General features: G+C 64.2%; 23 protein-coding genes. 8 read left to right on the top strand and 15 right to left on the bottom strand.

Annotation, left to right across the window (positions count from 1 at the left end; genetic code table 11):
• The 7 genes from murQ to AC1DX0_RS15050 form a co-directional block, all read left to right on the top strand.
• Nucleotides 1–665: N-acetylmuramic acid 6-phosphate etherase (gene murQ / locus AC1DX0_RS15080; RefSeq protein ID WP_477355887.1), on the top strand; the 665-nt coding region annotated here is incomplete at its 5' end.
• A gap of 98 nt (nucleotides 666–763) precedes the next feature.
• Nucleotides 764–2,278, top strand: a complete 1,515-nt coding sequence (locus AC1DX0_RS15075) for an ABC transporter substrate-binding protein (protein ID WP_477221019.1) — start codon at nucleotides 764–766, stop codon at nucleotides 2,276–2,278.
• A 34-nt stretch (nucleotides 2,279–2,312) separates the two neighbouring features.
• A complete protein-coding gene (locus tag AC1DX0_RS15070) occupies nucleotides 2,313–3,272 on the top strand; it encodes an ABC transporter permease (protein WP_477221018.1) in 960 nt (319 codons plus the stop codon).
• Nucleotides 3,272–4,111 carry an ABC transporter permease gene (locus AC1DX0_RS15065; RefSeq protein WP_477221017.1) on the top strand — a complete coding sequence of 280 codons (840 nt, stop codon included), beginning with the start codon at nucleotides 3,272–3,274 and terminating at the stop codon, nucleotides 4,109–4,111. The genes AC1DX0_RS15070 and AC1DX0_RS15065 overlap by 1 nt, the downstream gene beginning before the upstream one ends.
• Nucleotides 4,108–5,856: an ABC transporter ATP-binding protein gene (locus AC1DX0_RS15060; RefSeq protein ID WP_477221016.1), complete on the top strand. Its 1,749-nt coding sequence runs from the start codon at nucleotides 4,108–4,110 to the stop codon at nucleotides 5,854–5,856. The genes AC1DX0_RS15065 and AC1DX0_RS15060 overlap by 4 nt, the downstream gene beginning before the upstream one ends.
• A 163-nt stretch (nucleotides 5,857–6,019) precedes the next feature.
• Nucleotides 6,020–7,024 (top strand): serine hydrolase domain-containing protein, encoded by a 1,005-nt coding sequence (locus AC1DX0_RS15055; protein WP_477221015.1) that lies wholly within the window; start codon nucleotides 6,020–6,022, stop codon nucleotides 7,022–7,024.
• Between the two features lie 10 nt (nucleotides 7,025–7,034).
• Nucleotides 7,035–8,150 (top strand): anhydro-N-acetylmuramic acid kinase, encoded by a 1,116-nt coding sequence (locus AC1DX0_RS15050; protein ID WP_477221014.1) that lies wholly within the window; start codon nucleotides 7,035–7,037, stop codon nucleotides 8,148–8,150.
• Here AC1DX0_RS15050 and AC1DX0_RS15045 read toward each other — a convergent pair.
• The 3 genes from AC1DX0_RS15045 to AC1DX0_RS15035 all read right to left on the bottom strand — a co-directional run bounded on the left by AC1DX0_RS15045 (nucleotide 8,147) and on the right by AC1DX0_RS15035 (nucleotide 11,821).
• Nucleotides 8,147–8,569 (bottom strand): GNAT family N-acetyltransferase, encoded by a 423-nt coding sequence (locus AC1DX0_RS15045; RefSeq protein ID WP_477221013.1) that lies wholly within the window; start codon nucleotides 8,567–8,569, stop codon nucleotides 8,147–8,149. The genes AC1DX0_RS15050 and AC1DX0_RS15045 overlap by 4 nt on opposite strands.
• 64 nt (nucleotides 8,570–8,633) lie before the next feature.
• Nucleotides 8,634–10,019 carry a sigma-54-dependent transcriptional regulator gene (locus AC1DX0_RS15040; protein WP_477221012.1) on the bottom strand — a complete coding sequence of 462 codons (1,386 nt, stop codon included), beginning with the start codon at nucleotides 10,017–10,019 and terminating at the stop codon, nucleotides 8,634–8,636.
• Nucleotides 10,016–11,821, bottom strand: a complete 1,806-nt coding sequence (locus tag AC1DX0_RS15035; protein ID WP_477221011.1) for a sensor histidine kinase — start codon at nucleotides 11,819–11,821, stop codon at nucleotides 10,016–10,018. The genes AC1DX0_RS15040 and AC1DX0_RS15035 overlap by 4 nt, the downstream gene beginning before the upstream one ends.
• A 313-nt stretch (nucleotides 11,822–12,134) precedes the next feature.
• Between AC1DX0_RS15035 and AC1DX0_RS15030 the strand changes: the two genes are divergently transcribed.
• Nucleotides 12,135–13,463: a dicarboxylate/amino acid:cation symporter gene (locus AC1DX0_RS15030; RefSeq protein WP_475452048.1), complete on the top strand. Its 1,329-nt coding sequence runs from the start codon at nucleotides 12,135–12,137 to the stop codon at nucleotides 13,461–13,463.
• A 72-nt stretch (nucleotides 13,464–13,535) separates the two neighbouring features.
• Here the strand turns inward: AC1DX0_RS15030 and AC1DX0_RS15025 are convergent, their stop codons facing one another.
• The 12 genes from AC1DX0_RS15025 to AC1DX0_RS14970 form a co-directional block, all read right to left on the bottom strand.
• Nucleotides 13,536–14,555 (bottom strand): ROK family protein, encoded by a 1,020-nt coding sequence (locus AC1DX0_RS15025; protein WP_477221010.1) that lies wholly within the window; start codon nucleotides 14,553–14,555, stop codon nucleotides 13,536–13,538.
• A complete protein-coding gene (locus AC1DX0_RS15020) occupies nucleotides 14,552–15,274 on the bottom strand; it encodes a ribulose-phosphate 3-epimerase (RefSeq protein WP_477221009.1) in 723 nt (240 codons plus the stop codon). Before AC1DX0_RS15020 ends, AC1DX0_RS15025 begins: the two co-directional genes overlap by 4 nt.
• Nucleotides 15,271–16,104: an alpha/beta fold hydrolase gene (locus AC1DX0_RS15015; RefSeq protein ID WP_477221008.1), complete on the bottom strand. Its 834-nt coding sequence runs from the start codon at nucleotides 16,102–16,104 to the stop codon at nucleotides 15,271–15,273. Before AC1DX0_RS15015 ends, AC1DX0_RS15020 begins: the two co-directional genes overlap by 4 nt.
• Complete coding sequence (locus tag AC1DX0_RS15010; protein ID WP_477221007.1) at nucleotides 16,101–16,922, bottom strand: sugar phosphate isomerase/epimerase family protein; 822 nt, start codon at nucleotides 16,920–16,922, stop codon at nucleotides 16,101–16,103. The genes AC1DX0_RS15015 and AC1DX0_RS15010 overlap by 4 nt, the downstream gene beginning before the upstream one ends.
• Nucleotides 16,922–17,998 carry a Gfo/Idh/MocA family protein gene (locus AC1DX0_RS15005; protein WP_477355884.1) on the bottom strand — a complete coding sequence of 359 codons (1,077 nt, stop codon included), beginning with the start codon at nucleotides 17,996–17,998 and terminating at the stop codon, nucleotides 16,922–16,924. Before AC1DX0_RS15005 ends, AC1DX0_RS15010 begins: the two co-directional genes overlap by 1 nt.
• 11 nt (nucleotides 17,999–18,009) lie before the next feature.
• Nucleotides 18,010–18,831, bottom strand: coding sequence for a sugar phosphate isomerase/epimerase family protein (locus AC1DX0_RS15000; protein WP_477221005.1), 822 nt, complete (start codon nucleotides 18,829–18,831; stop codon nucleotides 18,010–18,012).
• A 63-nt stretch (nucleotides 18,832–18,894) separates the two neighbouring features.
• Nucleotides 18,895–19,737: a carbohydrate ABC transporter permease gene (locus AC1DX0_RS14995; protein ID WP_477221004.1), complete on the bottom strand. Its 843-nt coding sequence runs from the start codon at nucleotides 19,735–19,737 to the stop codon at nucleotides 18,895–18,897.
• Between the two features lie 5 nt (nucleotides 19,738–19,742).
• Nucleotides 19,743–20,639, bottom strand: a complete 897-nt coding sequence (locus tag AC1DX0_RS14990) for a carbohydrate ABC transporter permease (protein ID WP_477221003.1) — start codon at nucleotides 20,637–20,639, stop codon at nucleotides 19,743–19,745.
• A gap of 134 nt (nucleotides 20,640–20,773) precedes the next feature.
• Nucleotides 20,774–22,021, bottom strand: coding sequence for an ABC transporter substrate-binding protein (locus AC1DX0_RS14985; protein WP_477355881.1), 1,248 nt, complete (start codon nucleotides 22,019–22,021; stop codon nucleotides 20,774–20,776).
• Between the two features lie 120 nt (nucleotides 22,022–22,141).
• Nucleotides 22,142–23,287, bottom strand: a complete 1,146-nt coding sequence (locus tag AC1DX0_RS14980; protein ID WP_477355878.1) for an ABC transporter ATP-binding protein — start codon at nucleotides 23,285–23,287, stop codon at nucleotides 22,142–22,144.
• 88 nt (nucleotides 23,288–23,375) lie between these two features.
• Nucleotides 23,376–24,326 (bottom strand): PfkB family carbohydrate kinase, encoded by a 951-nt coding sequence (locus AC1DX0_RS14975; RefSeq protein WP_477355875.1) that lies wholly within the window; start codon nucleotides 24,324–24,326, stop codon nucleotides 23,376–23,378.
• A gap of 3 nt (nucleotides 24,327–24,329) precedes the next feature.
• Entirely contained in the window at nucleotides 24,330–25,130 is an 801-nt protein-coding gene (locus AC1DX0_RS14970; protein ID WP_477220999.1) for an aldolase, read from the bottom strand.
• Nucleotides 25,131–25,335 lie beyond the last annotated feature (205 nt).

The raw sequence follows: 25,335 nt of genomic DNA, 5'->3' as shown, positions 1-25,335 counted from the left end.
ATGCTTCGGAATGTCCGCCCACTTTCGGCGTGCCTGAAGGCATGGTCGTCGGCCTGATCGCCGGTGGTCCCGATGCCCTGGTGCGGTCGCTGGAAGGCGCCGAAGACGATCCGAAAATGGGCGCACGGGCGTTGCAGGAGATCGGGCTCACAGCGGAYGACGTGGTGGTCGGCATCGCGGTCAGCGGGCGCACACCCTATGTCATCGGCGGGTTGAACTATGCCAGGCAGGTCGGCGCGGCGACGGTCGCCCTGTCCTGCAATCCGGCGTCGACCATTGCCGGCATCGCCGACATCGCCATCTCGCCCGTCGTCGGCCCCGAAGTGCTCACCGGCTCGACCCGGCTGAAATCGGGAACCGCGCAGAAGCTGGTGCTCAACATGCTGAGCACGGCCTCGATGATCCGCATCGGCAAGAGTTTTCAGAATCTGATGGTCGACCTCAACCCATCCAACACGAAGCTGGTGGCGAGGGCGACAAGGATCGTCATGCAGACCACCGGCTGCACGGCCCAGCAGGCCAAGCAGGCGCTCGCCCAGACCGGCAATGATGTGAAGCTGGCGATCCTGGTGACGATCACCGGCCTTGATGTCGAGGCGGCGCGAACTGCCCTCGGCAAGGCCGGAGGCTTCCTGCGCAAGGCAATCAGCGACAAGACGGCGTGAAGCCGCATAGACTGGGCCGATACTCCAAAGCATGTGTGTCTTGGAAGCGGTCGGCAGAAACGGCAAGGCATCAAGTCAAATCATAATGGGAGACGGGAATGATCCATCTTACAAGAAAGCTGCTGTCGGGCATCACGCTGGCAGCAATCCTCGGTATCGCGACGGTTTCGACGCAGGCGGCAACGCTGCATATGGCCTGGTCGCAGGACGCCACCGGGCTTGACCCGCACAAGCAGACGGCGTTTTCGTCGCTGCGGCTGCTGGAACTGATCTACGAGCCGCTGGTGCGGGTCGATGCCAGCCTGCAGATCATCCCGGCCATCGCCACCTCCTGGGAATTCTCGAAAGACGGCAAGGAACTGACCTTCAAGCTCGACCCCAAGGCGAAATTCCAGGACGGCGCGGCCGTCACCTCGGCCGACGTCAAGGCCTCGTTCGAGCGCATCCTCGACGAGAAGACGGGCGCTGCCGCCCGTGCCAATTTCCTGTCGATCGCCAGCATCGACACGCCCGATGCGGCAACCGTCGTGTTCCACCTGTCGCAGCCCGACGTGCCGATCCTGACCGCGATGAGCGACGTCAACGCGGCGATCGTCCCGGCGGCTGAAATCAAGGCCGGCTCGATCGGCACCAAGGCGCTTGGTTCCGGCCCGTTCAAGCTCGACAAATGGGACCCCAACGCCAAGGAAGTCTTGAGCGCCAACAAGGACTGGGCCGGCGGTGCCACCGGTGTCGACGGCATCGAGATCAGCGTGCTGCCCGACGAAGCGGCGATCCTGGCCGCCATGCGCACCAAGCAGATCGATTTCGCCCTGCTCAACGACCCGCTGGTCGCCACGCTGGTGCCGAAAGAGGCCAGCCTGCAGCTGAACCGCGTGCCGGTGCTCTCCTACCACGTGCTGCAGCTCAATCCATCGCGCAAGCCGATGACCGAGCTCAAGGTGCGCCAGGCGATCTCCTGCGCCATCGACCGGCAGGAGGTGCTGGACACCGCCTCGCTTGGCGAAGGCAAGGTCACCGGACCGCTGACCATCCCGGCGCTGGCGACCGATCCGAGCCAGTTGTTCTGCTACAAGCGCGATGTCGAAAAGGCCAAGAAGCTGATGGCGGAAGCCGGCTTTGCCGATGGCTTTTCGGCGACCGTGATCGGYGCCACCGGCGAGCCGCCGACGGCGGCAGCGGAAGCCCAGGTGATCCAGTCGCAACTCGCCGAAATCGGCGTCAAGCTCGACATCAAGATGATGGAGCTCAACGTCTATGTCGACGCCTGGCTGAAGGGCGATTTCGACATGGCGATCGCGCTCAATGGCGGCCGTGCCGACCCCTACACCATGTACAACCGCTACTGGACCAAGGCGGGCAATCTGCAGAAGGTGGCGAACTACATCGACGACACGCTGGATAGCCAGATGCAGCAGGGCCGCGCCGAGACCGACCCGGCCAAGCGCAAGGCGATCTTCGCCGAGTTCGAAAAGCACCTCGCCGAGGTATCGCCGTGGATCTGGCTCTACACGTCCTACAGCTACACCGCCCAGCAGAAGAACATCGCCGGCTTCGTGCCGACGCCGACGGGCACGCTGTTCAGCCTGAGCAAGGTTACCATCCAGCAGTAGCCACAGCGGGCATTGGACGAGAGGACTTCTTCGCGTGAACTATCTGATGCGACGACTGGCGACGTTTCCTCTCGTCCTGCTTGGCGTGTCCATCCTGGTCTTCGTGGCGATCCGGATGGTGCCGGGCGATTCGATCACGGCTATGCTGGGCACCGAAGCCGGGCTGCTGACGCCGGCGCAGCGTGACTCGCTCGCCGCCTATTTCGGCATCGACCAACCCTGGTTCGTCCAGTACTGGCGCTGGATCGGTGGCATCCTGCACGGCAATTTGGGCATTTCCGTCACTTATGGCAGGCCGGTTCTCGACGTCATTCTCGAGCGCTTCCCGCTGACGCTGGAGCTGGCAATCCTGTCGATGATCATTGCACTTCTGGTCGGACTGCCGGCCGGGATCTTCGCCGCCACGCACAATGAAAAACTGTCCGATCTGGGAGTGCGCATCGCCGCCATGATCGGCCAGTCGACGCCGAGCTTCGTGCTTGGCCTGCTGATCATCTACACGCTGTCGGCCGGTTTCGGCGTGCTGCCGGCGATGGGCGAATTCGCGCCGCTCTGGCAGGATCCCTTGCGCAATCTCAGCCAGCTGATCCTGCCCGCCATCACGCTCGGCTTCGCCTTCGCCGCGTCGGTCACCCGCATATCGCGTTCGGCCATGCTCGACGTTTTGAGCGATGATTATGTGCGCACCGCGCGCAGCAAGGGTGCGTCGGCGCGCAGCGTCATCTGGCGCCATGCTTTGCCCAACGCGCTGATCCCGGTGGTAACGCTGAGCGGCATCGAGTTCGGCTATCTCCTGGGCGGCGCCGTCATCGTCGAGCAGATCTACGCCCTGCCCGGTCTCGGACGCATGGTGCTCGACGCCATCCTGCAGCGAGACTACGCGCTGGTGCAGGGAGCCGTGCTGTTCATCGCCTTCAACTTCATGATCGTCAATCTCCTGGTCGACCTCGCCTATGTCGCGCTCGATCCGCGCATCCGGCTGGGAGAACAGTGATGCGCATTCTGCGCGCCATCTTCAGCCACGGCAGCGGCCGCATCGGCGGCGTCATCGTCGGCATCTATTTGCTGATCGCCATCCTCGGCCTGGTCGGGCTGACGCCACACAACCCGATCACGCAGTTCCGTGTCGACCGGCTGCACGCGCCCAATGGCGCCTACTGGATGGGCACCGACCTGTTCGGCCGCGACGTTGCCAGCCGGCTGATGGCGGGCATCGGCCAATCCTTCACGGTGGCCTTCTTCTCGGTGGCTTTCGCCACCCTTGCCGGCACCGTGCTGGGGCTGGCCGCCGCCTGGCTTGGACGCCGCTGGGACGGGGTGGTGATGCGGATCATGGATGTGCTGCTGGCCTTCCCGGCGATCCTGCTGGCGCTGCTTATCGTCACCGTTGCCGGGCCTGGCACATGGACCAGCGTCGTTGCCATCGGCATCGTCTACACACCGATCTTCACCCGCGTGGTGCGCGGCCCTGCCCTTTCGCTCAAGGCCCGCGAATTCGTCGACGCCGCGCGCACCTTCGGCAGCAGTTCGTTTTACATCGTCACGCGGCATTTGCTGCTCAATTTGGTGGCGCCGTTGACCGTGCAGGTGACACTGGCGCTGGCTTGGGCGCTGCTGACGGAAGCCGGCCTGAGCTTCCTCGGCCTCGGTACGCAGCCGCCTGCCGCCTCGCTCGGCCTGATGCTGAGCGACAGCCGCAATCTGATGGAGACCGCGCCCTGGCTGATGATCTTCCCGGGCCTGGCGATCATGATCAGCATCCTCGGCTTCAACCTGCTGGGTGACGCCTTGCGCGATATCCTCGACCCCAGGATGCGGAGAGCGCCGGCATGATCCCGCTTCTGTCGGTCAGCGACCTTCGCGTCGGCTTCGGCCGCAATCCTCAAGCCAACGAAGTGGTGCGCGGCGTCAGCTTCGACCTGGCGGATGGCGAAACACTGGCCATCGTCGGTGAAAGCGGCTCGGGCAAATCCGTCACCGCGCTGTCGATCAACCGGCTCATCGATTTCGGCGGCGGCCGCATCACCGGCGGCGCCATGAAACTGAAGCGCGCCGACGGCAGCCTCTTCGACCTGATGACTGCCACCGAACCGCAGCTGACCGGCATTCGCGGCGCCGAGATCGGCATGATCTTCCAGGAGCCGATGACCTCGCTCAATCCGGTACTGACCATCGGCACGCAGATCGAGGAATCGTTTCGGCTGCACCGCGGCCTGACCGGCCGACAAGCCACTGCAGCGGCCAGGGATGCGCTCGACCGGGTGCGCATCCCTGATGCCGCGCGGCGGCTGAAATACACGCCCAACCAGCTATCGGGCGGCATGCTGCAAAGGGTGATGATCGCCATTGCGCTCGCCTGCAATCCGCGCCTGCTGATCGCCGACGAGCCGACGACGGCGCTCGACGTCACCGTGCAGGCGCAGATCATGGCGCTGCTGGCCGAGTTGAAGCGCGAGACCGGCATGTCTGTCATCTTCATCACCCACGATATCGGCCTGGTTGCCGGCATCGCCGACAAGGTGATGGTGATGCAGAACGGGCAGGCTGTCGAACAGGGCGAGCTGAATCAGATCCTCGACAGGCCGCGGCATCCCTACACGCAGCATCTGTTGCAGGACGTGCCGCATTTCGCCAACGGTCGTGCGACGCGCGCGGACGGACAGCGCGACAAGGACACACAAGCAGAGCCGGCCTTGAAGGTCGACGGCCTCGTCGTGCGGTTTCCTCTCAAGAGCAATCTCTTCAGCCGCGCCACCGGCGCGGTGCATGCCGTCGACGGCGTCGACTTCGACCTGATGCCAGGCGAGACCCTGGCGATCGTCGGCGAGAGCGGTTCGGGCAAATCGACCACCGCGAAGGCGGTGCTCGGACTGGTGCGCTCGACGCGCGGCAGCTTCTCAGTTGGCGCCCGAAAGGCCTCAACCGAGCAAAGCGCCAAGCCCGTGCAGATGGTGTTCCAGAACCCCTATGCCTCGCTCAATCCAAGGCTCAGCATCGAAAGCATCCTGGCCGAACCGGTGATCGCCACCGGTGGCCGCGTGGATGCCGAGACGCGGGCCAGGATGGCGAGCCTGCTGGAACGTGTCGGCCTGCCTGCGAATAGCTTGCAGCGTTATCCCCACGAATTCTCCGGCGGCCAGCGGCAAAGGCTGTGCATTGCCCGTGCGCTGATGCTCAACCCGTCCGTGGTCGTGCTCGATGAGGCGGTGTCGGCGCTCGACGTCTCGGTGCAGGCCAAGGTGCTGGAGCTGCTGGTCGATCTGCAGCGCGACTTTGGGCTGGCCTATCTGTTCATCTCGCATGACATGGCGGTGGTCGAGCGCATCGCCCATCGTATCGCCGTCATCTATGCCGGCCAGATCGTCGAGATCGGCGACGCGGCTTCTGTGCTGTCGAAGCCGCAGCATTCCTATACGAAGAAGCTGATCGCCGCCGTTCCGACTATCGACCGGCGGCGTGAGCATTTCGAGATCGACACATGGCAAGTGCCCTCGCTGGTGCGCCCGCAGGGGTTTGAGCCGGCGCCGGCGCGCTGGGAGCAGTTTGGGCCTGATCATCGAGCGAGGGTTGAGGCGTGATGGGTGGCGCGCGGGGATATGCGAGGTTGGCGGGACAGCACCCCCCTCTGCCCTGCCGGGCATCTCCCCCGCAAGGGGGGAGAGTCTCCCCCCTTGCGGGGGAGATGCCCGGCAGGGCAGAGGGGGGTGTGACGGATCTCGGCCTCTCCAATGGAGGCCATCCTTGAGCGACCTCGCCCCACTCTTCGACCGCGCGTTCGCACCACTGGAAGCCGCAGTAGCCACCAAGCGCATTCCCGGCGGCGTGCTCGGCATTGTCGACAGCAATGGCCACCGCATAACCAGGGCAATCGGCTCCGCGCAACTCGTACCCAAGCAGCGGCCGATGACCGCCGAAACCTGGTTCGACCTGGCGTCCCTGACCAAAATCATCTTCACCACCCCGCGCATCCTGGCGTTGGCGGAGAGCGGCGTCATCGATCTAGACGCACCGCTGATCTCGGTGCTGCCCGACCTGCGCCAATATGATGTCGAGGCCTGGGAGCGGCAGGTGACGTTTCGCCAGTGCCTCGGCCACCAGACACCGTTTCCCGCCGTCGAGCCGATCTATACCTATGGGCGGGACCCTGACCTGCTGCGCGCCTTCATCCTGCAGCGCGAATGGCGCGCCCGCGACCCGGTCTATTCCGACATCAACTTCATCCTGCTCGGCTTTGCGCTCGAGCGGCTCTCGGGCAAGACCATCCGCGACATGGATCCCGGCCCAGGCTTTGCCTGGTCAACAGAGCCGGATGCCGCCGCGGCGACCGAGGACTGCACCTGGCGTCATCGTGTGCTCTCCGGTGAAGTGCACGACGACAATTGCTCGGCGCTGCAAGGCGCCGGTCATGCCGGCCTGTTCGGCACAGCCACTTCGGTGCTGGGTTTCGCGCAGGGGCTGCTGGACGGTACAGGTGCCACCGAACGTTCGATCGCACTGATGCGCACGCCCCTGTCCGCCACCCGCACCCATGGCTGGGAACGTCCTTACGACGGCTGGTCCGGCGGCTCATTGTGCAGCCCCGAAACCATCGGCCATACCGGCTTTACCGGCACCGGCTTGTGGATCGACTTCGACAGCGGCAAGGCCTGGACCTTGCTCACCAACCGGATCCATCCGACACGCCATTTCGACAGCGGAATCGTTTCGCTGCGGCAGACGGTCGGCGATCTCGTCAATGGACTTTAGGAGCTCAATGATGGAACCAATCTGGGCCGTCGGCCTGATGACCGGCACCGTGCTTGACGGCAATATCGACGTCGCGCTGATCAAGACCGATGGCGAGCGCATCGACGATTTCGGCACCTATCGGCTGATGCCTTATCCCCAATCGATCCGCTCCCTGCTGGAAGAGACGCTGACGGCGGCGCGGGCCTGGAATTTTGTCGGGCCGGAACCGGCGATCTTCCGCAAGGCCGAGGAAGCATTGACGCGCGCCCAGTCGGCGGCGGTCAAGGAATTGGTCGAGGGCTATGGCATGACAATGGCCGATATCGGCGTCGTCGGTTTCCATGGCCAGACGGTGCTGCATCGCGCGCCGCAGGTCGGACGGCTCGGCCAGACGCGGCAGCTCGGCGACGGCGAGCTGATGCACTCCCTATTGGGCACCAAGGTCGCGTATGATTTCCGCTCGGCCGACATGCGCGCCGGCGGGCAAGGCGCGCCCCTGGCCGCAGCCTATCACACCGCGCTGATGCGCAGCGCCGGCGCCAGCGGCGAGGTGGCCGTGCTCAATCTTGGCGGCGTCGCCAACGTCACCTGGTGGGATGGCGCCGACAATGTCGTCGCCTTCGATACCGGACCGGCCAACGCGCCGCTCAACGATTTCATCAAGTCGAAAGGGCTCGGCGAAATGGACCGCGACGGCGCGCTTGGTCGCGCGGGTACGGTCGACGAGGCTAGGCTCGCCAAGCTGTTGCAGCATCCTTATCTGACCAAGCCTTTCCCCAAATCGCTTGATCGCTTCGACTTCGGTGCTGCCATGGCCGATGGCCTCAACGCCGAGGATGGCGCGGCCCTGCTCACCGCCTTCACCGCCGGCGCCGTCGGCAAGGCGCTCGATCTCTTGCCGAGCCGGCCGAAGAGGCTGGTGGTCAGCGGTGGCGGCCGCCACAATCCGACGATGATGGCCATGCTCGCCAGCCGCGCCGGCGTCGAGGTGGTGCAGGCCGAAAGCCTTGGCTGGAGCGGCGACGCGGTCGAGGCGGAGTGTTTTGCCTTCCTCGCGGTTCGCGTGCTGCGCGGCCTGCCGATCAGTTTTCCAAGCACCACAGGCGCGCCGCAGCCGATGCGCGGCGGAAAACTCGCTGGTTAAGCGAGTTCCTTCTGCAGGAAGATGCGGCTGCGACCGACCGGAAAATCGGCCAGCGTGCCGAAGGGCCGATAGCCCTGGCGCTGGTAGACCTTTTCGGCGTTCGGATTGAAGGTGTCGATCAACGCGCCGTGGCAGCCGCGTGCCATGGCCTCCTGTTCGGCCGCGGCCAGCATCTGGCCTGCCATGTGCTGGCCGCGCAGCCTTTCATCGACCCACAGCCACTGCACGTAGAGCCAGCCCCAGGCGGTGTAGCCCGAAATGCCGGCAACGACCGCACCGTCCTCGTCACGCACGAACACCGCCAGCGCCTTTCTTTCGGAAGCCCCGACATCGCCGTCGTTGAACGCCGTCAGCCGTTCGCTCAGAAAGGCGAGGTCTTCGGGCAAGGGATTTGCCGTCGTTTCGAGTGTCGTCTTCATGGCTCTTTCCGGAATGCATGGCTGGATGGGATGAAGGGGTTATGAAGCGTGAGGCCCGCGCACTCTATGTCTGCTCTCGAACAGGCTGCGGATCGCCGCCATTGCGAAATTCGGACGCGGCGATGCCGTAGCGCTTGAGCTTGTCATAAAACGTCTTGCGCGGCACGCCGAGCGCGTCGATGGCGCCGCGCACATCACCGCCATGATCGCGCAGCGCGTCGCGGATGAGTTGCGCCTCGTAGTGGCCCACGCGTTCGGGCAGCGAGGCGGCAGGCTCCGCCGATTGCGAGGGAACCGCTTTCGCCTCGTCGTCCGGGCCGAGACCTAGTGCTACGCGATCAGCGAAATGCGCGAGCTCGCGCACATTGCCCGGCCAGGCATGCGACTGGAGATGATCGCTGACCGCGGCGTTCACCTTGGCGACAGGCCGGCCGAACCGTTCCGCGGCCTTGCCGAGGAAATGGCCGAACAGCATCGGAATGTCGCCGCGCCGCTCGCGTAAGGGCGGTATGCGCAGCGTCACCACGTTGAGGCGGAAATACAGATCCTCGCGAAAATCGCCGCGCTGGTCGGGCCGGCCGAGATCGACCTTGGTTGCCGCCACGACCCTCAGATCGATGCGCCGGATCTCGTTGGAACCAAGCGGAGTGAGACTGCGCGTCTCCAGCACCCGCAGCAGCTTGACCTGTAGGGCCGGCGGCATGGATTCGATCTCGTCGAGGAACAGCGTACCGCCGCTGGAATGCTCGACGCGGCCGATCCGCCGCCGCTGCGCACCGGTGAACGCGCCGGCCTCGTGGCCGAACAGCTCGCTTTCGATGACCGTCTCCGGCAAGGCGCCGCAATTCAGCGCCACGAAGGGTTTGGCACGGCGCCGGCCCCAGCGGTGCAAGAGGTCCGCCACCACTTCCTTGCCGGTTCCGGTCTCCCCTTCGACCAGCACGTCGACATCCATGTCGGCGATCTGGCGCAAGGTTTCGCGAAGGCGCCGGATCGCGGGCGCTTCGCCGATCAGCGGCAGGCCGTCGGCGGCCAGAGCGGCTGCTTCGCGCAGCCGCCGGTTCTCCATCACCAGCCGCCGCTTCTCGCTCGCCCGTTTCAGCGCCTCGACAAGGCGATCGCCGGCATAGGGCTTTGGGATGAAATCGTAGACGCCGTCCTTGAGTGCGGCCACCGCGAGATCGACATCCCCGTGCCCGGTGACCAGAATGACAGGTATATCGGCGTCGATCGCCTTGATGCGGTCGAACAGCTGCAGGCCGTTCATGCCCGGCATGCGGATGTCGCTGACGACCACGCCGTCGAAATCCCTGTCGACGACGGCAAGTGCGGCTTCGGCGGCATCGCGCGCGACCACCGTGAAGCCGGCAAGTTCGAGCAATTGCGTGGTGGCGTGCAGCAGGTCGGCATCGTCGTCGACAAGCGTCACCAGCCCTGATCCCTGCGTCATTCAATTCGCCTCAAATCGATGGTGAAGGACGCGCCGCCGGCACTGTCGGGATCGAGCTGCAAGGTGCCGCCCAATTCCTGGGCGATCTCCTGCGAGATCACCAGTCCGAGCCCGAGCCCCTTCTCCTTGGTGGTCTGGAACGGCATGAACAGATTGCCGGCCGCTTCTGGCCCGAGACCCGGGCCGTTGTCGCGTACTGAGATCAACACCCGGTCGTCGCGCTCGGCGAGTTCGATCTCGATACGGGGATCGGACTGGTCCTTCATGGCATCCAGCGCGTTCTGCAACAGATTGACGAGGATCTGCTCCAGCCGGATGCGGCTGGCCATCACCAATGGCGAGGCGTTGCCGCGCGGCTTGACGATGGTCACGCCGGAATCGCGGATGCGGCCGGACAGCAGCGACAGCGCGCCGTCGATCGCCTCGCGCACCGGCAGTGGCGAAGCGGCGACACCGGGCCGGCGGGCGAAGGTGCGCAGCGTATTGGTGATGGCGCCGATGCGCTCAGTCATAGAGACGATCGAGGTCAGATTGCCGCTTGCCGGTTCGGTCTTGCCGGTTTCGAGGAAGCGGCCGGCATTCTCGGCATAGGTGCGGATGGCGGCGACCGGCTGGTTGATCTCATGCGCCACGCCGGCGGCGATCTGGCCGAGGATGGAAAGCCGGTTGGCCTGGGCGAGATCGTCGCGCAGCCGGCGGACCTTGGCTTCGGCACTCTCACGTTCGGCGATTTCGCCGGCAAGTGCGGTGTTGGAGCGCGTCAGTTCGGCGGTCCGAGTGCTGACCCGGCTTTCGAGCTCGGCGTTCATGCGCGCCAGCGCTTCCTGCCGCAGCCGGCGTGTGCGGCGGCGCCTTGTCAGCACATAGGCAAGCAGGCCCGTCAGCAGCAGCCCGAGCAGCGTCGTCAGGCGCGCCGTGTTGGCGGCGGACGAGAGGGCGGCGTCGGCAGGCGTCAAAAGCCAGAGGCGCCAGCCAGGGACCGCACCGGGCAGGTCCTGCACCACTTCGACGAACTGGCGCGGCTTGCCCGAACTGTCGATCGTCGCCAGGCCGTCACCCGCGCCGCGCCGTATCGGCAAGGGCTCGAAGGCGGCGTCCGTCAATTGCAGTTGCTCAAGGGCAGCGGCGGCGGCTTCGGCGGAGAGCGGCGCCAGTGCGTGAAACCGCCATTCGGGCTGGCTGGTGGCCAGCACGACGCCGCGTTCGTCGGTGACGAAAACGAGGAAGCCGCTGGAGCGCCAATTGGCTTCGACACCGTCGAGTTCGACCTTCAACACCGCAACGCCCAGCGGCTTGCCGTTGTCATCGACGCGGCTCGAAAGATAGAGCCCCGGTCGGCCGCTGATCGTGCCGAGGCCGTACTGGCTGGCAGCGCCCTTCGCCATCGCCTCGTTGAAGTAATGGCGAAAATTATAGTCGATGCCGACAAAGCTCGTCGGCTCGCCGGCATTGCTGGCCGATATCGCGATGCCCGCCGTGTCGATGACATAGATGGCGGATGCCGAGGCATCGCCGGCGATCGCCTTGAGCTTGTCGTTGAGGGCCGCCTCCTGCATCTTCCCGGCCCGACGCAGCGCCCCGCGCACCGCATCGTCGCGGGCCAGCACCAAGGGAACCAGGCGCTGCTTTTCGATTTCGCCGGTCAGCGTTCCCGCAGCCAGCGGCAAGGCGGCAAGCGCTGTGTCGCGGAGATCATCGGCTGCCTGGCCGGTGGCGATGCGCCCGGCGATGGCGATCGCGCCGGCCAGGACCGCCAGGGCGATGACGACGACAAGCCAGCGGCCATCGCGCAGCCGGGCCACCGCCTCACGCAGCAGTTCGCGGCCGGTCGCGGAGCCGCTATCGGTGCCTGCCTGCGACGTCTGCCCTCTCCCTTTGCTAGGGCCTCAAGGTCACTGTAATGCGAAATTCCGCCCAGGCAAAATGTTTCGCGTGCGGAAATCCGCACACACCTCCACCAAAGGCCGCTGAAGAATGCCCGGAATCCCGGGATTCCGGGCTTTCCCGGATCTGGCACAGCGCTTGCAAAACTCCTTGCAGCGGCGGGCGACCGGAACGCCGCGATGGGAGAAGTCACGCAGGGCGGTTTCCGTCCATCCGGCCAGGGAGAGATCGATGCACATCGCAGACCAATCAGGCGCGCCCGCCGCGCAGCGCAAGCCCCTCTATGCCCAACTCTACGTGCAGGTGCTGGTGGCGATCACCGTCGGCATCCTGCTCGGCCATTACTATCCCTCTGTCGGCGAGAGCATGAAGCCGCTCGGCGACGCCTTCATCAAGCTGGTCAAGATGATCATCGCCCCGGTCATCTTCCTGACGGTCGCGACCGGCATTGCCGGCATGAGCGACCTGCAGAAGGTCGGCCGCGTCGCCGGCAAGGCGATGCTTTATTTCCTCACCTTCTCGACGCTGGCGCTGATCATCGGTCTCATCGTCGCCAATGTCGTGCAGCCGGGTGCCGGCTTCAACATCGACCCGGCGACGCTCGATGCCTCGACCGTCAACACCTATGCCGCCAAGGCGCATGACCAGTCGGTCACCGGCTTCCTGATGAACATCATCCCCGGCACGATCGTCGGCGCCTTCGCCGATGGCGACATATTGCAGGTGCTGTTCTTCTCGGTGCTGTTCGGCATCGCGCTGGCGCTGGTCGGCGACAGGGGTGCACCGGTGCTCAACTTCCTGCAGGCGCTGATGGCGCCGATGTTCAAGCTGGTCAGCGTGCTGATGAAGGCAGCCCCCATCGGCGCTTTCGGCGCCATGGCCTTCACCATCGGCAAATACGGCATCGGCTCGGTCATCAACCTCGCCATGCTGGTCGGCACCTTCTACGCGACATCGCTGCTGTTCGTGTTCGTCGTGTTGGGTGCCGTCTGCCGCTACAACGGCTTCTCCATCCTGTCGCTGCTGCGCTACATCAAGGAAGAGTTGCTTCTGGTGCTGGGCACCTCCTCGTCGGAAGCCGCCCTGCCCTCGCTGATGGAAAAGATGGAAAAGGCCGGCGCCAAGCGCTCGGTGGTTGGCCTGGTCATCCCGACCGGCTATTCCTTCAACCTCGACGGCACCAACATCTACATGACACTGGCCGCGCTGTTCATCGCGCAGGCGACGAACATCCACCTGTCGATCGGCGACCAGATCCTGCTGCTGCTGGTGGCGATGCTCTCGTCCAAGGGTGCTGCCGGCATCACCGGCGCCGGCTTCATCACCCTTGCCGCGACGCTTTCGGTCGTGCCTTCGGTGCCGGTCGCCGGCATGGCGCTGATCCTCGGTGTCGACCGCTTCATGTCGGAGTGCCGGGCGCTGACCAACTTCGTCGGCAACGCCGTCGCCACGCTGGTTGTTGCACGCTGGGAAGGCGAACTCGACGAGGCCAAGCTCGCCAGGGCCTTGGCCGGTACTGCCGACGACAGCCTGCCGGCGGATGTCGTTCCCGCCGAGTAATTCGCGCGGTCGCATGGCAATGCAAATGGCCGGAGGCATCGCTGCCTCCGGCCACTTTTTTACCTTGACGTGTCAGCCATTGAAGTCCCTCCGCGCTTCCGGAAACGTGCTTGGACCGACAGGCATGCGGGCCGCCAGGCTGCCATCGTCGAACAGGACAAGGCTGGCAGCGCCGACCAGCCCGGCATGGCGGCCAAGCTGCGCCTGGACGACAGGCACGTCGCGATAGGCGCGCATGGCGCGCTGCCGGATGGTCGCCTCGATGACCGGATGCATCAGGTCGAGGCCATTGGCGATGCCGCCGCCGACGACCAGCACGTCGGGCGAATAGAGATGCAGCAAATTGGTGAAACCGACGCCGAGCCAGCGCGCCTCCTCCTCGAGCAGGGCGGCGGCGAGGTCATCCTGCAGCCGCGCGGCCTCGACCACGTGACGACCCGTGACCTCGCCATTGGCCGAGAGACGCCGCAGCGTCGAGCCGTCAAAGGCCGATGTCGCGGCATTGGCACGGCGGCCAAGTGCGGTGCCCGAGGCGATGGCCTCGAAGCAGCCGACGACGCCGCAGACGCAGCGCTCGCCTTCGTTGGTGATGGTCATATGGCCGATCTCGGCGGCCAGCCCACGGCGGCCATGCAGGATGCGTCCGTCGGCAACGACACCGCCGCCAATGCCGGTGGACACCGTGACAAAGACCAACGAGCGGGCGCCATGGCCGGCGCCGAAGCGCCATTCGCCGAGTGCCGCCGCATTGGCGTCGTTTTCCAGCCGCACCGGCAGGCCGAGCCGCCGCTCGAGGATATCGGCCAGCGGGACATCCTGCCAGCCGGCCAGCGTCGGCGGCCCGACGGCAATGCCGGCCAGCGGATCGAGCGGCCCCGGCGCGCCGACGCCGACGCCGACAATGGCGAGCCCCGGCGCCTCGGCATGCACGGTCGCGGCCAGCGCCTCGATCTGGTCGATCACCACGTCAGGCCCGGCCTGCGCTTGCGTCGGCACCGCGGCGAAGGCCAGTATCTTGCCGTCACGGTCGACCAGCGCGGCACGAAGCTCGGTGCCGCCAAGATCGATCGCAAGGGCGGCTTCAGTGGTCATGCCGCAACCTTCAGCCCATGCAGCCAGCCGATGCGGCCGGCGAGATCCTTGTCGCCAAAGGCGAGCGAGCCCAGAACCACGGTTTCGGCGCCGGCGGCACGCAACAACGGCACGGTCTCGTGGCGGATGCCGCCGTCGGCCGCAAGCACGACCGCAGCCTCGCGGCCGGCCTTTCTCAGGATCGCACGAGTGGCGCCCAGCCTGTCGCAGGCCTTCTCCGACAGGCTCTGGCCCTTGACGCCGATCGCGGTGCCCAGCAGCGTGACGAAGGCGACCTCGGAGACGAAAGGCGTCACCGCCTCGACGGGCGTCTCCAGCCTCAACACAACGCCAGCTTCGGCGCCGAGTTCGCGGGCCAGCCGCACGGCGCGCAAACCCGCCTCGCCGTTCTCGGCATGGACGCTGATCATGTCGGCGCCGGCCTCGATGAACTGGCGCGTCTGCGCCTCGACGATTGCCGCATCGACCATCAGATGGACATGGATGGGTTTGGCCGTCAGGCCAGCGATGCGGGCGACGAGATCGGGGAAGAACAGGAAGGACGGCGCGAAATGGCCGTCCGCGACATCGATATGATGCAGATCGACATAGGGTTCGATCCGTTTCAGATCGCTCTCGAAATTGGCGAGATTGGCCGACCACAGCGAAAATTCGGCGATCAAGCGATCGCGCGGCAATGCGGCGATGGCGGCGGGGCCTGACAGGGGCTTTGAAGTCATGATGGATCCTGGTTGTTGAAATTCGTGTCGAGAAAGCTGCTGATGGCGGCGCGGATTTCGGCGAAATGGCGATCCTTGTCGGTGGCTTTTGGCGTCACCTCGGTGAAGGTCGTGTTGGGGATGGTCGCGGCGAGTTCGCGCGCGGTCGCCAGGGGATGGACGAGATCGATGGCGCTGCCGATGACCAGCGTGGGTGTTGCGAAACCCGCGGCTTCGGCCTGCGTCACACCGGGTCCGTCGGCCGCGATCGCCTGCATCACCTCGGCGAAGACGGTGGCGTTTTCACGCGCGAAGAAGCCGAGCAGCGAAGCGAGATTGTCCGGCGCCTCTGTGCGAAAGCGGGCCGATGTTGCGGAGGACGCGAAGGTTTCGCGCGCTTCAGCCAGCGGAAGCCGGCGGATGAGTTCGGCCACTTCGACATAGGGGCGCATGTTCTGCGGCGCTGCATCGAAGGCCCAGGCAGGGCGCACCAGCACCAAACCAAGCACACGGTCCGGGTGGCGAGAAGCGAGGTGCAGCGCGATGGCGGCGCCCATTGAAATGCCGCCGGCAACGAAGCGGTCGAGCCCAGCCGCATCCGCAGCGGCCAGCACATCGTCGGCGAACATGGCGATCGAAAACGGACGCTTGCTGCCGGCACCGGAGCCACCCTGAGCGCGGCATTCGACGGTCAGCCGGCGGCGTGACGGGCCATCGGGAAAATTCTGCGCCACCTGGACGGCATCACCGCCGAGACCATGCTGGAAGATAACGGGAAGCCCGCCCTGCCCGGTGTCGAAGACATGAAGAGCGGCATCGTCGCGCAGCAGGATCGTTGGCGCCGCACTCATCGGAGCAGCCCTCGCAGGAAGGCGGCAACGCTAGGCGCCTCATCGGCGGACAGCCCGTGGGTGACGAGCGCGCCGTCGAAACCGACGGCCTTCAGCCGCGCGACGAAATCCGGGAAGTCGACGATGCCTTGCCCTGATGTGGCGAAGCGGCCGTCGCCATGCCGGTCCTTGGCGTGCGCCATGGCGATGTGGCCGGCGGCTTGGTCGATCGCGGCGGCGACGATGGCACGTGCTTCGTCCGGCGTCGCGTGCTCGAACAGGTTTGCCGGGTCGAGCACGATCTTCAGGTGCTTCGAGCCCATATCGGCGATCAGGCGTGTCGCGTCGCTTGCCGAGGTGACGATGTTGGCCTGCTCGGGCTCTATGCCGAGATCGACGCCGGCGTCCTCGGCCAGCGCCAGGGCCTTCGCCATCTCGACGGCCATGTCGGACCATGCGGCCGGCGTGGCATTGTCAGGATGAAATGCCCACTGGTCGGCGGCATTGCGTGAGCCGGTGCAAAGCGTGACCAGCGGAATGCCGAGGGATGCTGCCGTCTCGATGACGACGGCAAGACGGCGAAGGCCATCGTCGCGCACGGTCTTGTCGGGATGCGCCATGTTGTAGGTGCCCGATAGTGCGGCCAGCGAAACGCCAGTCGACTGCGCGGCAGCGCGGATCGCCGCGACGGCATCCGCCGGAACGGCATCCGGCATCGACGGCAGGCCGGCGCAAGCGAGATTGAACTGCGTCGTCTCATAGCCGGCCTGTTTCACGGCAGCCAGCACGGTGGCCGGCTCGGTGCCCGAAAAAGTCTTGGCGAAGATGCCGAGACGCATCAGACCGCACCTGAAACCGAGGTTAGCTCAACACGCTCACCGGTCTCGACGGAACGGGCAATCGCCACCATGGCACGGATCGAGGCGATGCCGTCCTCGACATTGGCGCCGCGCATCGGCGTGCCGTTCAGCACCGTGTCGGCGAGGCCTTCCAACTGGCGGCGGAAGAAATGGCCGTCGGCGCCGAGCGGTTTGCGCGAGGTCGCGTCCTTCTCATGGAAAATGTCGACCTCGCTGGCGCGGAAGTACCAGGGGTTGAAGGTTTTGGCGATGACCGAACCGTTCTCGCCATAAAGCTGGAAGCCTTCATGCCAGTCCATGCGCACAGCGACTGTCAGATCGAGATGGCCGAGCGCGCCGCTGGCGAACTCGGTTTCGACGAACCAGCAATAGGCGCCGAAGCGTTCGTTGAGGCGCGCGTGCACGGCGGTGATTTCGCCGCAGAGGAAGCGGGCGGTATCGACGAGATGCGAGCCATGCGCCAGCATGAAATATTGCCTGAGATCGGCCTTCGGATTGCCTGCGGGTTTCCTCGCCAATTTGCTGGTGACGGGCAGCGGCTGAATGGCGTCGGTGTTAGTGTAGCGGTGGGTGGAATCGCAATACCAGGCCTTSAGCGCCAGCAYSTCGCCCATCTCGTCGCGGACGAARTCGTGSGCCGCYTCCAGCGCCGGGTCGAAGCGCTTCATGTGGCCGACCTGCAGCACCTTGCCGGAGCGCTTGACCGCCGCTGCCAGCGCCTCGCCTTCCTCGACAGAGGTGCCGATCGGCTTTTCGCAGAGAACATGCTTGCCGGCGTCGAGCGCCTTGATCGACATCGGCACGTGGTAGGCGTCCGAGGTGGCGACGATCACCGCCTCCAACTCGGGATCGGCGAGCATGGCGTCATAGTCGGCATACATCTTTTGCGGTTCGTAGGTGGCGCCCATGCGGGCGAGCAAATCGGGCGCCGTGTCGCAGATGGCGTAGAGGTCGGCATTGGCGGCCTTGGTGCAGGATTGCAGATGCGCGAACTGCGCGATGGGACCGCAACCGAGCACGCCGACCCTGAGGCGTCTGTCTTGTTTCTTGATCATCGTCTCGTTCTTCAGGCGCCGTAGCTGCGCATTGTCTGGCGGTTGGTCTTGACCGCGCCGGCGGGGTCGGCGGCGGCCGTGTCGGATTCCTCTTCCAGCACCAGCCAGCCGTTGAAGCGCGGCGCGGTGTTTGCGATCTCGATAACCGCTGATGTGTCGCAGACGCCCTTGCCCAACATCGCCCAGGTGCCGTTGGCGTCGACGTCCTTCAAATGGATGTAGCGGATGCGGTCGCGATAGGTGCGCAACGTGTCGGACATGTCCTTGTGGCCGCGCAGGATGTGGCCGGTATCCGGCACCCAGCCGACCAGATCCGGGTCGAGCAAGGCAAAGATCTTGTCGTAGTCAGCGCGGTCGAGCAGCAGCGTGTTGTGGTGCGAACTCGGATGCACCGCCACCTGGACACCGGCCTTGCGGCCGAGCTCGCCGGCCTTGTTGTAAACCTCGGCGGCGATGGCGAACTTGTCGTCGCGCGGCCCGTCGGACACCACGGTTGCCGAACCCATCGAGACCAGCGCGCCGGGAAAGGCGGCGGCGAAATCGATCCAGCGCTGTGCCGCCTTGAGATCGGCGCCGATCTGATCCTTGAGCGTAAAACCACTGTCCGACCCGAAGGCGAAGGAAACGAGCGTCAGGCCGGACGACTTCAGCGCGGCGGCGAATTCCGGTGGCCGGTCGGCGTAGCGGCCGATCATGGTGTCGGTGATCTCGATGCCGGAATAGCCGCCATCGGCGATGGCCTTCAACAGATCGTCGGGACCGCCGGTAAAACGGTCGCCGAGCATTTCCCAGGTAAAGGTCTGGCAGCCGACTTTGAGGTCTTTCACGTTCATCCTTTCAATCCTTGATACCGCTTATTGCTTGATGCCACTCTGCGTCGCCGTGGGAAGGACATCCTAYTTGACCGAGCCCGCGGTCATGCCGGCGAGGAAATACCTCTGGGCAACGAGGTAGATGATCAAGAGCGGCAGCGAGCCGAGCACGCTCATCGCCATCATCTGGTTCCATTCGAAGGCGTGCTGCCCCATCAACAGCTGGATGCCGATCGGGACGGTGCGCATGGACGTTGACTTCGTCAGCGTCAGCGCAAAGAGAAATTCGTTCCAGCACAACAGGAAGGTGTAGACCGACGTCGCCACGATACCAGGCAGTGAAATCGGGACGACCACCCGCCAAAGCGCTGTCCAACTGGTGCCGCCATCGACAGCCACGGCCTCGTCGAGATCGCGGGGCAAGGTGTTCAGATACCCCGTCATCAGCAGGATCGCGTAGGGCAGCGTAAACACCAGGTAAGTCAGGATCAGTGCGACGTAGGTATCGAAGATACCGTATGAGACGACAAGCCCGAAGAAGGGGATCAAAAGTGTGATCGGCGGAATCGTCTGCGTGCTGATGATGAGTGTGTTCAGGCTGCCCTTGCCGCGGAAGTTGAAGCGGCTGAACCCGTAGGCCGCCAGCAAGGCGATCAGCACCGTCAGCACGGTCACCGATCCCGCCACGAAATAGCTGTTGAAGAAGAAGCGCAGCTTTACCGGGTCGCCAAGGATGGCCGCATACGCTTCCAGCGTGAAGGCCTTTGGCAGGATGGTCGGTGGCAAGGCAAAGATTTCGGTGTTCGATTTGAACGAACTGCTGAGCATCCAGTAGATCGGGAAGGCCGCGAAAAAGAGCCCCGCTGCAAGCGCTACATGCAGCGCGACGGTGATCAGTTTGTCTTTGCCAGAGTTTCGTTTCCTCATGGTGACTACCGAGCCTTTTGATAGCGGATGTAGAACAGCGTCAGGCCGAGAGAGATCAACAAGATGACCACGGCGCTCGCCGAAGCCTGCGACAGGTTGTAGCTCGAAAACGCCAGCTTGTACGTGTAGGTGCTCAGCACCTCGGTCGAGTAGATCGGGCCACCGCCCGTCGTTATCCAGATCAACGGGAAGACCTGCATGGTCCAGATGAAGTCGAGCAGCGAGATGCTGATGATGATCGGCATCAGTTGCGGGATGGTGATGAAAATCAGCTTCTGGTAGGCCTTCGCCCCGTCGATATCGGCGGCCTCGTAGAAATCCTTGGGAATGCCCTGCAAACCCGCGAGCAGGCTGACCATGAAGAGCGGATAGCCCGCCCAGATATTGGCGAAGGTGACGGCGTGCAACGCGGTCTGAGGCGAGGAAAACCATTCGACCTTGGAACCGATGATGCCCAATTGCAGGAGAATGCTGTTGACGACACCGTTCGGCTCGAGCAGCAGGCGCCAGATCACGGCGATGATCACCGCGGTGAACAGCCAGGGCAGTATGTAGAGCACGCGCAGAATATTGCGCAGCGTCGGATTGATGCGGTCGCTGTTCAGCATGAGCGCGAAGATCATGCCGATGGTCATGTGGAAAATGACACTCATGCAGGTGAAGTAGAGCGTGTGCCACAGCGAAGCCCAGAACACCGGATCGTTGAAGATCGCCTGGTAGTGTTTCAGCCCGGCAAAGGACGGGTCGCGACGCAGCACCGCGCTGTTCTGGAACGAATAGCCAATCACCGTCACCATCGGCAGCAGCATCAGAAGCCCGATTATGAGCAGCGAGGGCGACAGATAGAGGTAGGGTGCGACCGCTCGTCTCAGCTTGTAGTGGGAGCGCTTCTGCCGGGTCATGTGCCAACCTTGGGATACGCCTTCAAGAGAAGGTAAGCTTCTAAAACAGGTCCATCTCAATTTGCCGATCCGTGGTTGCCGGGTGGCCCGAAGTCAGGCCACCCGGTCGAAGATAGCAAACGGGAACGGGCCGATCAGAATTTCGCCATCCAGCCCTTCTGAGCGGCGGCGGCGGCTTGTTCGGGAGACTGCTCGCCGGCGAGCATCTTCTGGGCTTGCACGTCGAACTGGGTCATCAGGTCTTCAGCCACCGGCAGGCCCGTGAACTCATTGGCGAGATAACCGGTCTTGAAGATTTCAAAAGCCTTGGCGAAAGCCTTGTCCGAGGTCACGAAATCGGGCTTGGCGTTGACGTTGCCCGGGAAGGCGTTTGCAAGCGACACGAGCTTGGCGTTCACCTTTTCACTCATCAGATATTGGACGAGTTTCCAGGCCTCTTCCTGATGTTTCGAGGCAGCAGAGATGCCGATGCCCCAGGAGGCATAGGGAAGGCCGCGCTTGCCCGTATAGCCCTCCACGACCGGGACCGGGATGAGGTCGAAGTTCAGATTGGGATTGCGCTTGCGGATGAGGTTCACATGCGCGAGCGAGTCGATCATCATCCCGACGCGGTTATTGAYGAATTCCTCGACCTTTTCCTGCTCGGTCTTGGTGGCGATGCCGGGCGAGATGGTGCCGGCGTCATTAAGCGATTTGACGAAGGTGAGCATGTCCACCACTGGCTTGCCCTCGAGAGCGGGCTTGCCGTCCGCCATCATCGACTGACCGGAAGCCCAAACCCACGACATCATGTCGTTCTGGACGCCGGATGGCGTTTGCAGCGACAGCGGCAGCACCCAGCCATACTGGTTCTTGTCGGCGTGCGTCATCTTCTTGGCGGCTTCGAGAAACTCCGCGCGGGTCGACGGCAGCTTGGTCACGCCTGCCTGGGCGGCGAGGTCCAAATTGACGAAGACCGGATAGACGAAGGAAGCCACCGGAAACATCACCGCCTTGCCGTCCACCTTGATGATGTCGGCGACTTGGGCTTTGTCGAACTTGCTCGCATCCATCATCGGGTTCATGTCGGCGAGCGCACCCTGCGCGTTCAGGTTGTTCACCCAGGCACCGTCGAGACCGACGACGTCGCTGAGCGTCCCGGTTGCGGCACCAACCGAGATCTGGTCTCGCGTGGTCGCGTAGGGGCCGCTGACCAGCGTCACCTTCACTCCGGGGTTTGCGGCCTCGAAGTCATCCATGATTGCCCTGAGCGAGCCAGCCGGCAGTTCGGGCTCCCACCATTGGGTGAATTCCAGCGTCGTGTCCGCCATGGCGCCGGTTGCGCCAAGCAACCATGCGGCCGCGGCTATTTTCAGCATCGCGGGTTTTATACGAAACATCATTTTCTCCTCCTTCTCTGGGATCGGCCGCACAATGCGGTCGATCGTCTGCTTCATTCAGAAGTCTTCTTACGAGTACTTCGCAGGCGCCTCGCCCTCGCCTGCGGGCCTTGCCGCGGATATTCAGATCGCCAGATGCGTCTCGGGATCGAAGAAATGGAGCTTGGCGTCATCCAGGGCCAMCCGGATTTCCGAGCCGGAGYGGAYKGTGCTRACCGGTTCGAATYTCGCCACCGCRTTCGAYGCCARGCCRAAATCSTSCACYGCGTCCGGRTCGCCGGAGTCCACCCGGACCGCGTCGATGTTSAGRTGGACGATTTGTTCGGATCCAAGTTCTTCGATCGAGGTCACCTTTGCCGGTATCGTCTGATACTTGCGGCCGGATTCGAGGCTGCTGTCATAGAGATCCTCCGGTCGGATCCCGAACACGATTTTGCGCCCCGCATACGACCTCAAGCCCGGCCTGCGCACGAAGGCTGCATCCTGCAGCCGGATGGCAAAGGCGCCAGACATCAGTTCGTCGCCCGTCAGGGTCGCCTCGAACAGGTTCATCGAAGGAGACCCGATGAAGCCGGCAACGAAGGCGTTCACCGGCGATTCATAGAGCCTCTTCGGTGTGTCGACCTGCTGCAGCACGCCGCCTTTCAACACCGCGACCCGGTCGCCCATCGTCATGGCTTCGGTCTGGTCGTGGGTCACATATATGGTCGTGACGCCGAGTTGCTTTTGCAGGCTGGTGATTTCGGCGCGCATTTGAACACGCAGTTTCGCGTCCAGATTGGAAAGGGGTTCGTCCATGAGAAAGGCTGCCGGCTCGCGCACCATGGCGCGGCCCATGGCAACCCTTTGACGCTGTCCGCCGGAAAGGTTGGCGGGTTTGYTGTCCAGCARMGASGTCAGTTGAAGGGTTTTGGCGATCTCGKCCACGCGCTTYTTGCGCTCGGCCTTCGACTTGCCTGCCAGCCGCATCGAAAAGCCGATGTTTTCGAACACCGTCATATGCGGGTAGAGGGCGTAGCTCTGGAAGACCATCGCGATGTCGCGGTCCTTGGGCGGCATGTCGACGACGTCGACGCCGCCGATCCGAAGGCTGCCGCTGGTGACGTCCTCCAATCCCGCGATCATCCGCAACGCGGTGGATTTGCCACAGCCGGACGGCCCGACGAGAATCAAGAACTCGCCGTCCTTGACCGACAGGTTCAATTGGTCGATTGCGTGAAAATTGTTCCCGTATGTCTTGCAGATATTCTCAAGAACGACTTCTGCCATATTCCTCCCTCCACAAGTCTAAGCCACTGATTTTTATTACTCTTCTTGGCCCTTTCGCCTGTGAAATTTATCCTCGGATAGTTTCAAGCTACGTTCCGGTATCGAGTTGCGCATATCTGAGTTCGACTGCCGACGGCGCGTTCGTCGATGCCAGGAGTTCCGTGACCCGGTCGGCGGTTGGAAGCGCCTCGCGCCCGCCCCGCCCCGTTATCGAAAGGGCCGCCGCCGCGGCCGCGAATGCGACCCGGCCTGCGGTGTCGGCCCCGCGCGTCAATGCATGGGCATAGGCGCCGTGAAAGCAGTCGCCGGCGCCGGTCGAGTCGACGACGGCAACCCGGTGCGGRGGCAGGTGCCAGAGCCCTGTCTCTTCACGCCCTCGATAGTACACGCCCYTRCCGCCATCGGTCAGAACCACGGCGGAYCGCGACGGCRACCACAATGCATCGAGCATCTCGGCSGGCRATCGGCASCCYGTRGCRGTCCGCGCAAAGCCSAGGGGAAGAATRAGRTGGTCGCAGAGCGCGATCAGCCKCTCCGTGGCTGGGCCGCTGCTCCATTCGATATCGCCGAGGATCGCAAGGCCGAGATCCCGAGCCCGAGCCACGACATCCAGCGACCCGGTCCCGTAACTATCGACGATCAGGACGGTCGCGCGGCTGAGGACCTCGTCCGGAAAGTCCGGCGTGGTGCCCAGCATCGCGTCGTCGTCGTATGCGATGAACCGYTCCCCATCCGARCCGACGGTGATSCGCGAGCGCACCGGGCGCGCGTCGGSRTGGCGCGGCGCGAAYGCGGTTTCAACRCCGCTCKCRAYKAGATCACMCAGCACGGCRTCRTCSGCGGCACTGCCCAGCCATCCGACGAACCCGGCGSTTCCGCCGAKCCGCGCGACGGCGGCAAGTGCCGTCGCGACATTTCCCCCGAAAGCACGGGCACTTTGCAGAACCTTCCCCTTGCCCGCCGACAACGGCTGATCGACATAGACGATGTCGTCGATCGCAATAGCTCCGAAGCCGAGGATTGAAGGGACGGTGGGCATCGTTCAGGCACCCGCCTTCGCCAAGGCGTCTTGCGCCGAAAGGCCGTCATGGATGACGCCTCGAAAGGCAATCGCTGCCTTTTCCGGATCGCCATGCCCCCAGAGATTACGGCCCACCACGGCACCGCGCGCGCCGGCACGGATGGCATCCGCCGTCTGCTGAAGGGCGCCGAGCAGCGTGTCGGTCTTCGGCCCACCGGCGATCACAACCGGCACCGGGCAGGTCCGAACGGTCTCTCGAAACGAGTCGAAATCGCCGGTGTAACCGATCTTGATCACGTCGACGCCGGACTCGTAGCCGATGCGCGCCGCATAGGCGATCTCGTCGGGGGTGAAGACGATTTTTGCCCCGTCGGTGAAATCGCGAGGGTAGATATGCGCCACCACCGGCATGCCGTAACGGGCCGCCGCATTCACCGAATCGGTCAGCCAGCGTATGTATTTGCCCTCGGTCGCGCCGCGCACCGGAATGGCCACGGCCAACGCATCGGCGCCAGCGCGCACCGCATCCTCGGGCGTTGCAATCAGTTCACTGATGCGATCGTCCGGGGTGAAGCAGCCGGCCTGGATCACCAGGGCAGCCTTGCCCGCATATTGCGGCCACAGATGGCGCGCGGTGCCAGGCTGGATGCTGACGTAGTCGGGTTTGCCCATCATGACGCGCGCAAGCGCGCCCGGCAGGTCGGCAAGACCTCCTTTGCGCACGTCGCCATAGCCGACAAAGTGGTCGACCGCGCCGCCAAAAAGATTCCCCGATGGATGTGAGAAGAGGCGCGCCAGGCGCACCTTGGTTCCGAGGCTCATGAGTCCAAAACTCTCCAATCGATTGATATAAAAACCCTGAACCCAGTGTTTGCGAAAGAAAGGATAAATGCAATCTTTCGAAACCTTTCGAATTCGCGTATTTTTGGTAGAGTGAACCGAAGCCAGGGCGATCGCCTGGCGCATGGAGGCAAGGACAGGGCAATGTTGTCAGAGCAGAGACGCCAATCGATCCTGGGTGAAGTGC

It is taken from the genome of Mesorhizobium sp. P3_A9 (assembly GCF_056402975.1).
This window is presented reverse-complemented; position numbering and strand designations above follow the sequence as displayed.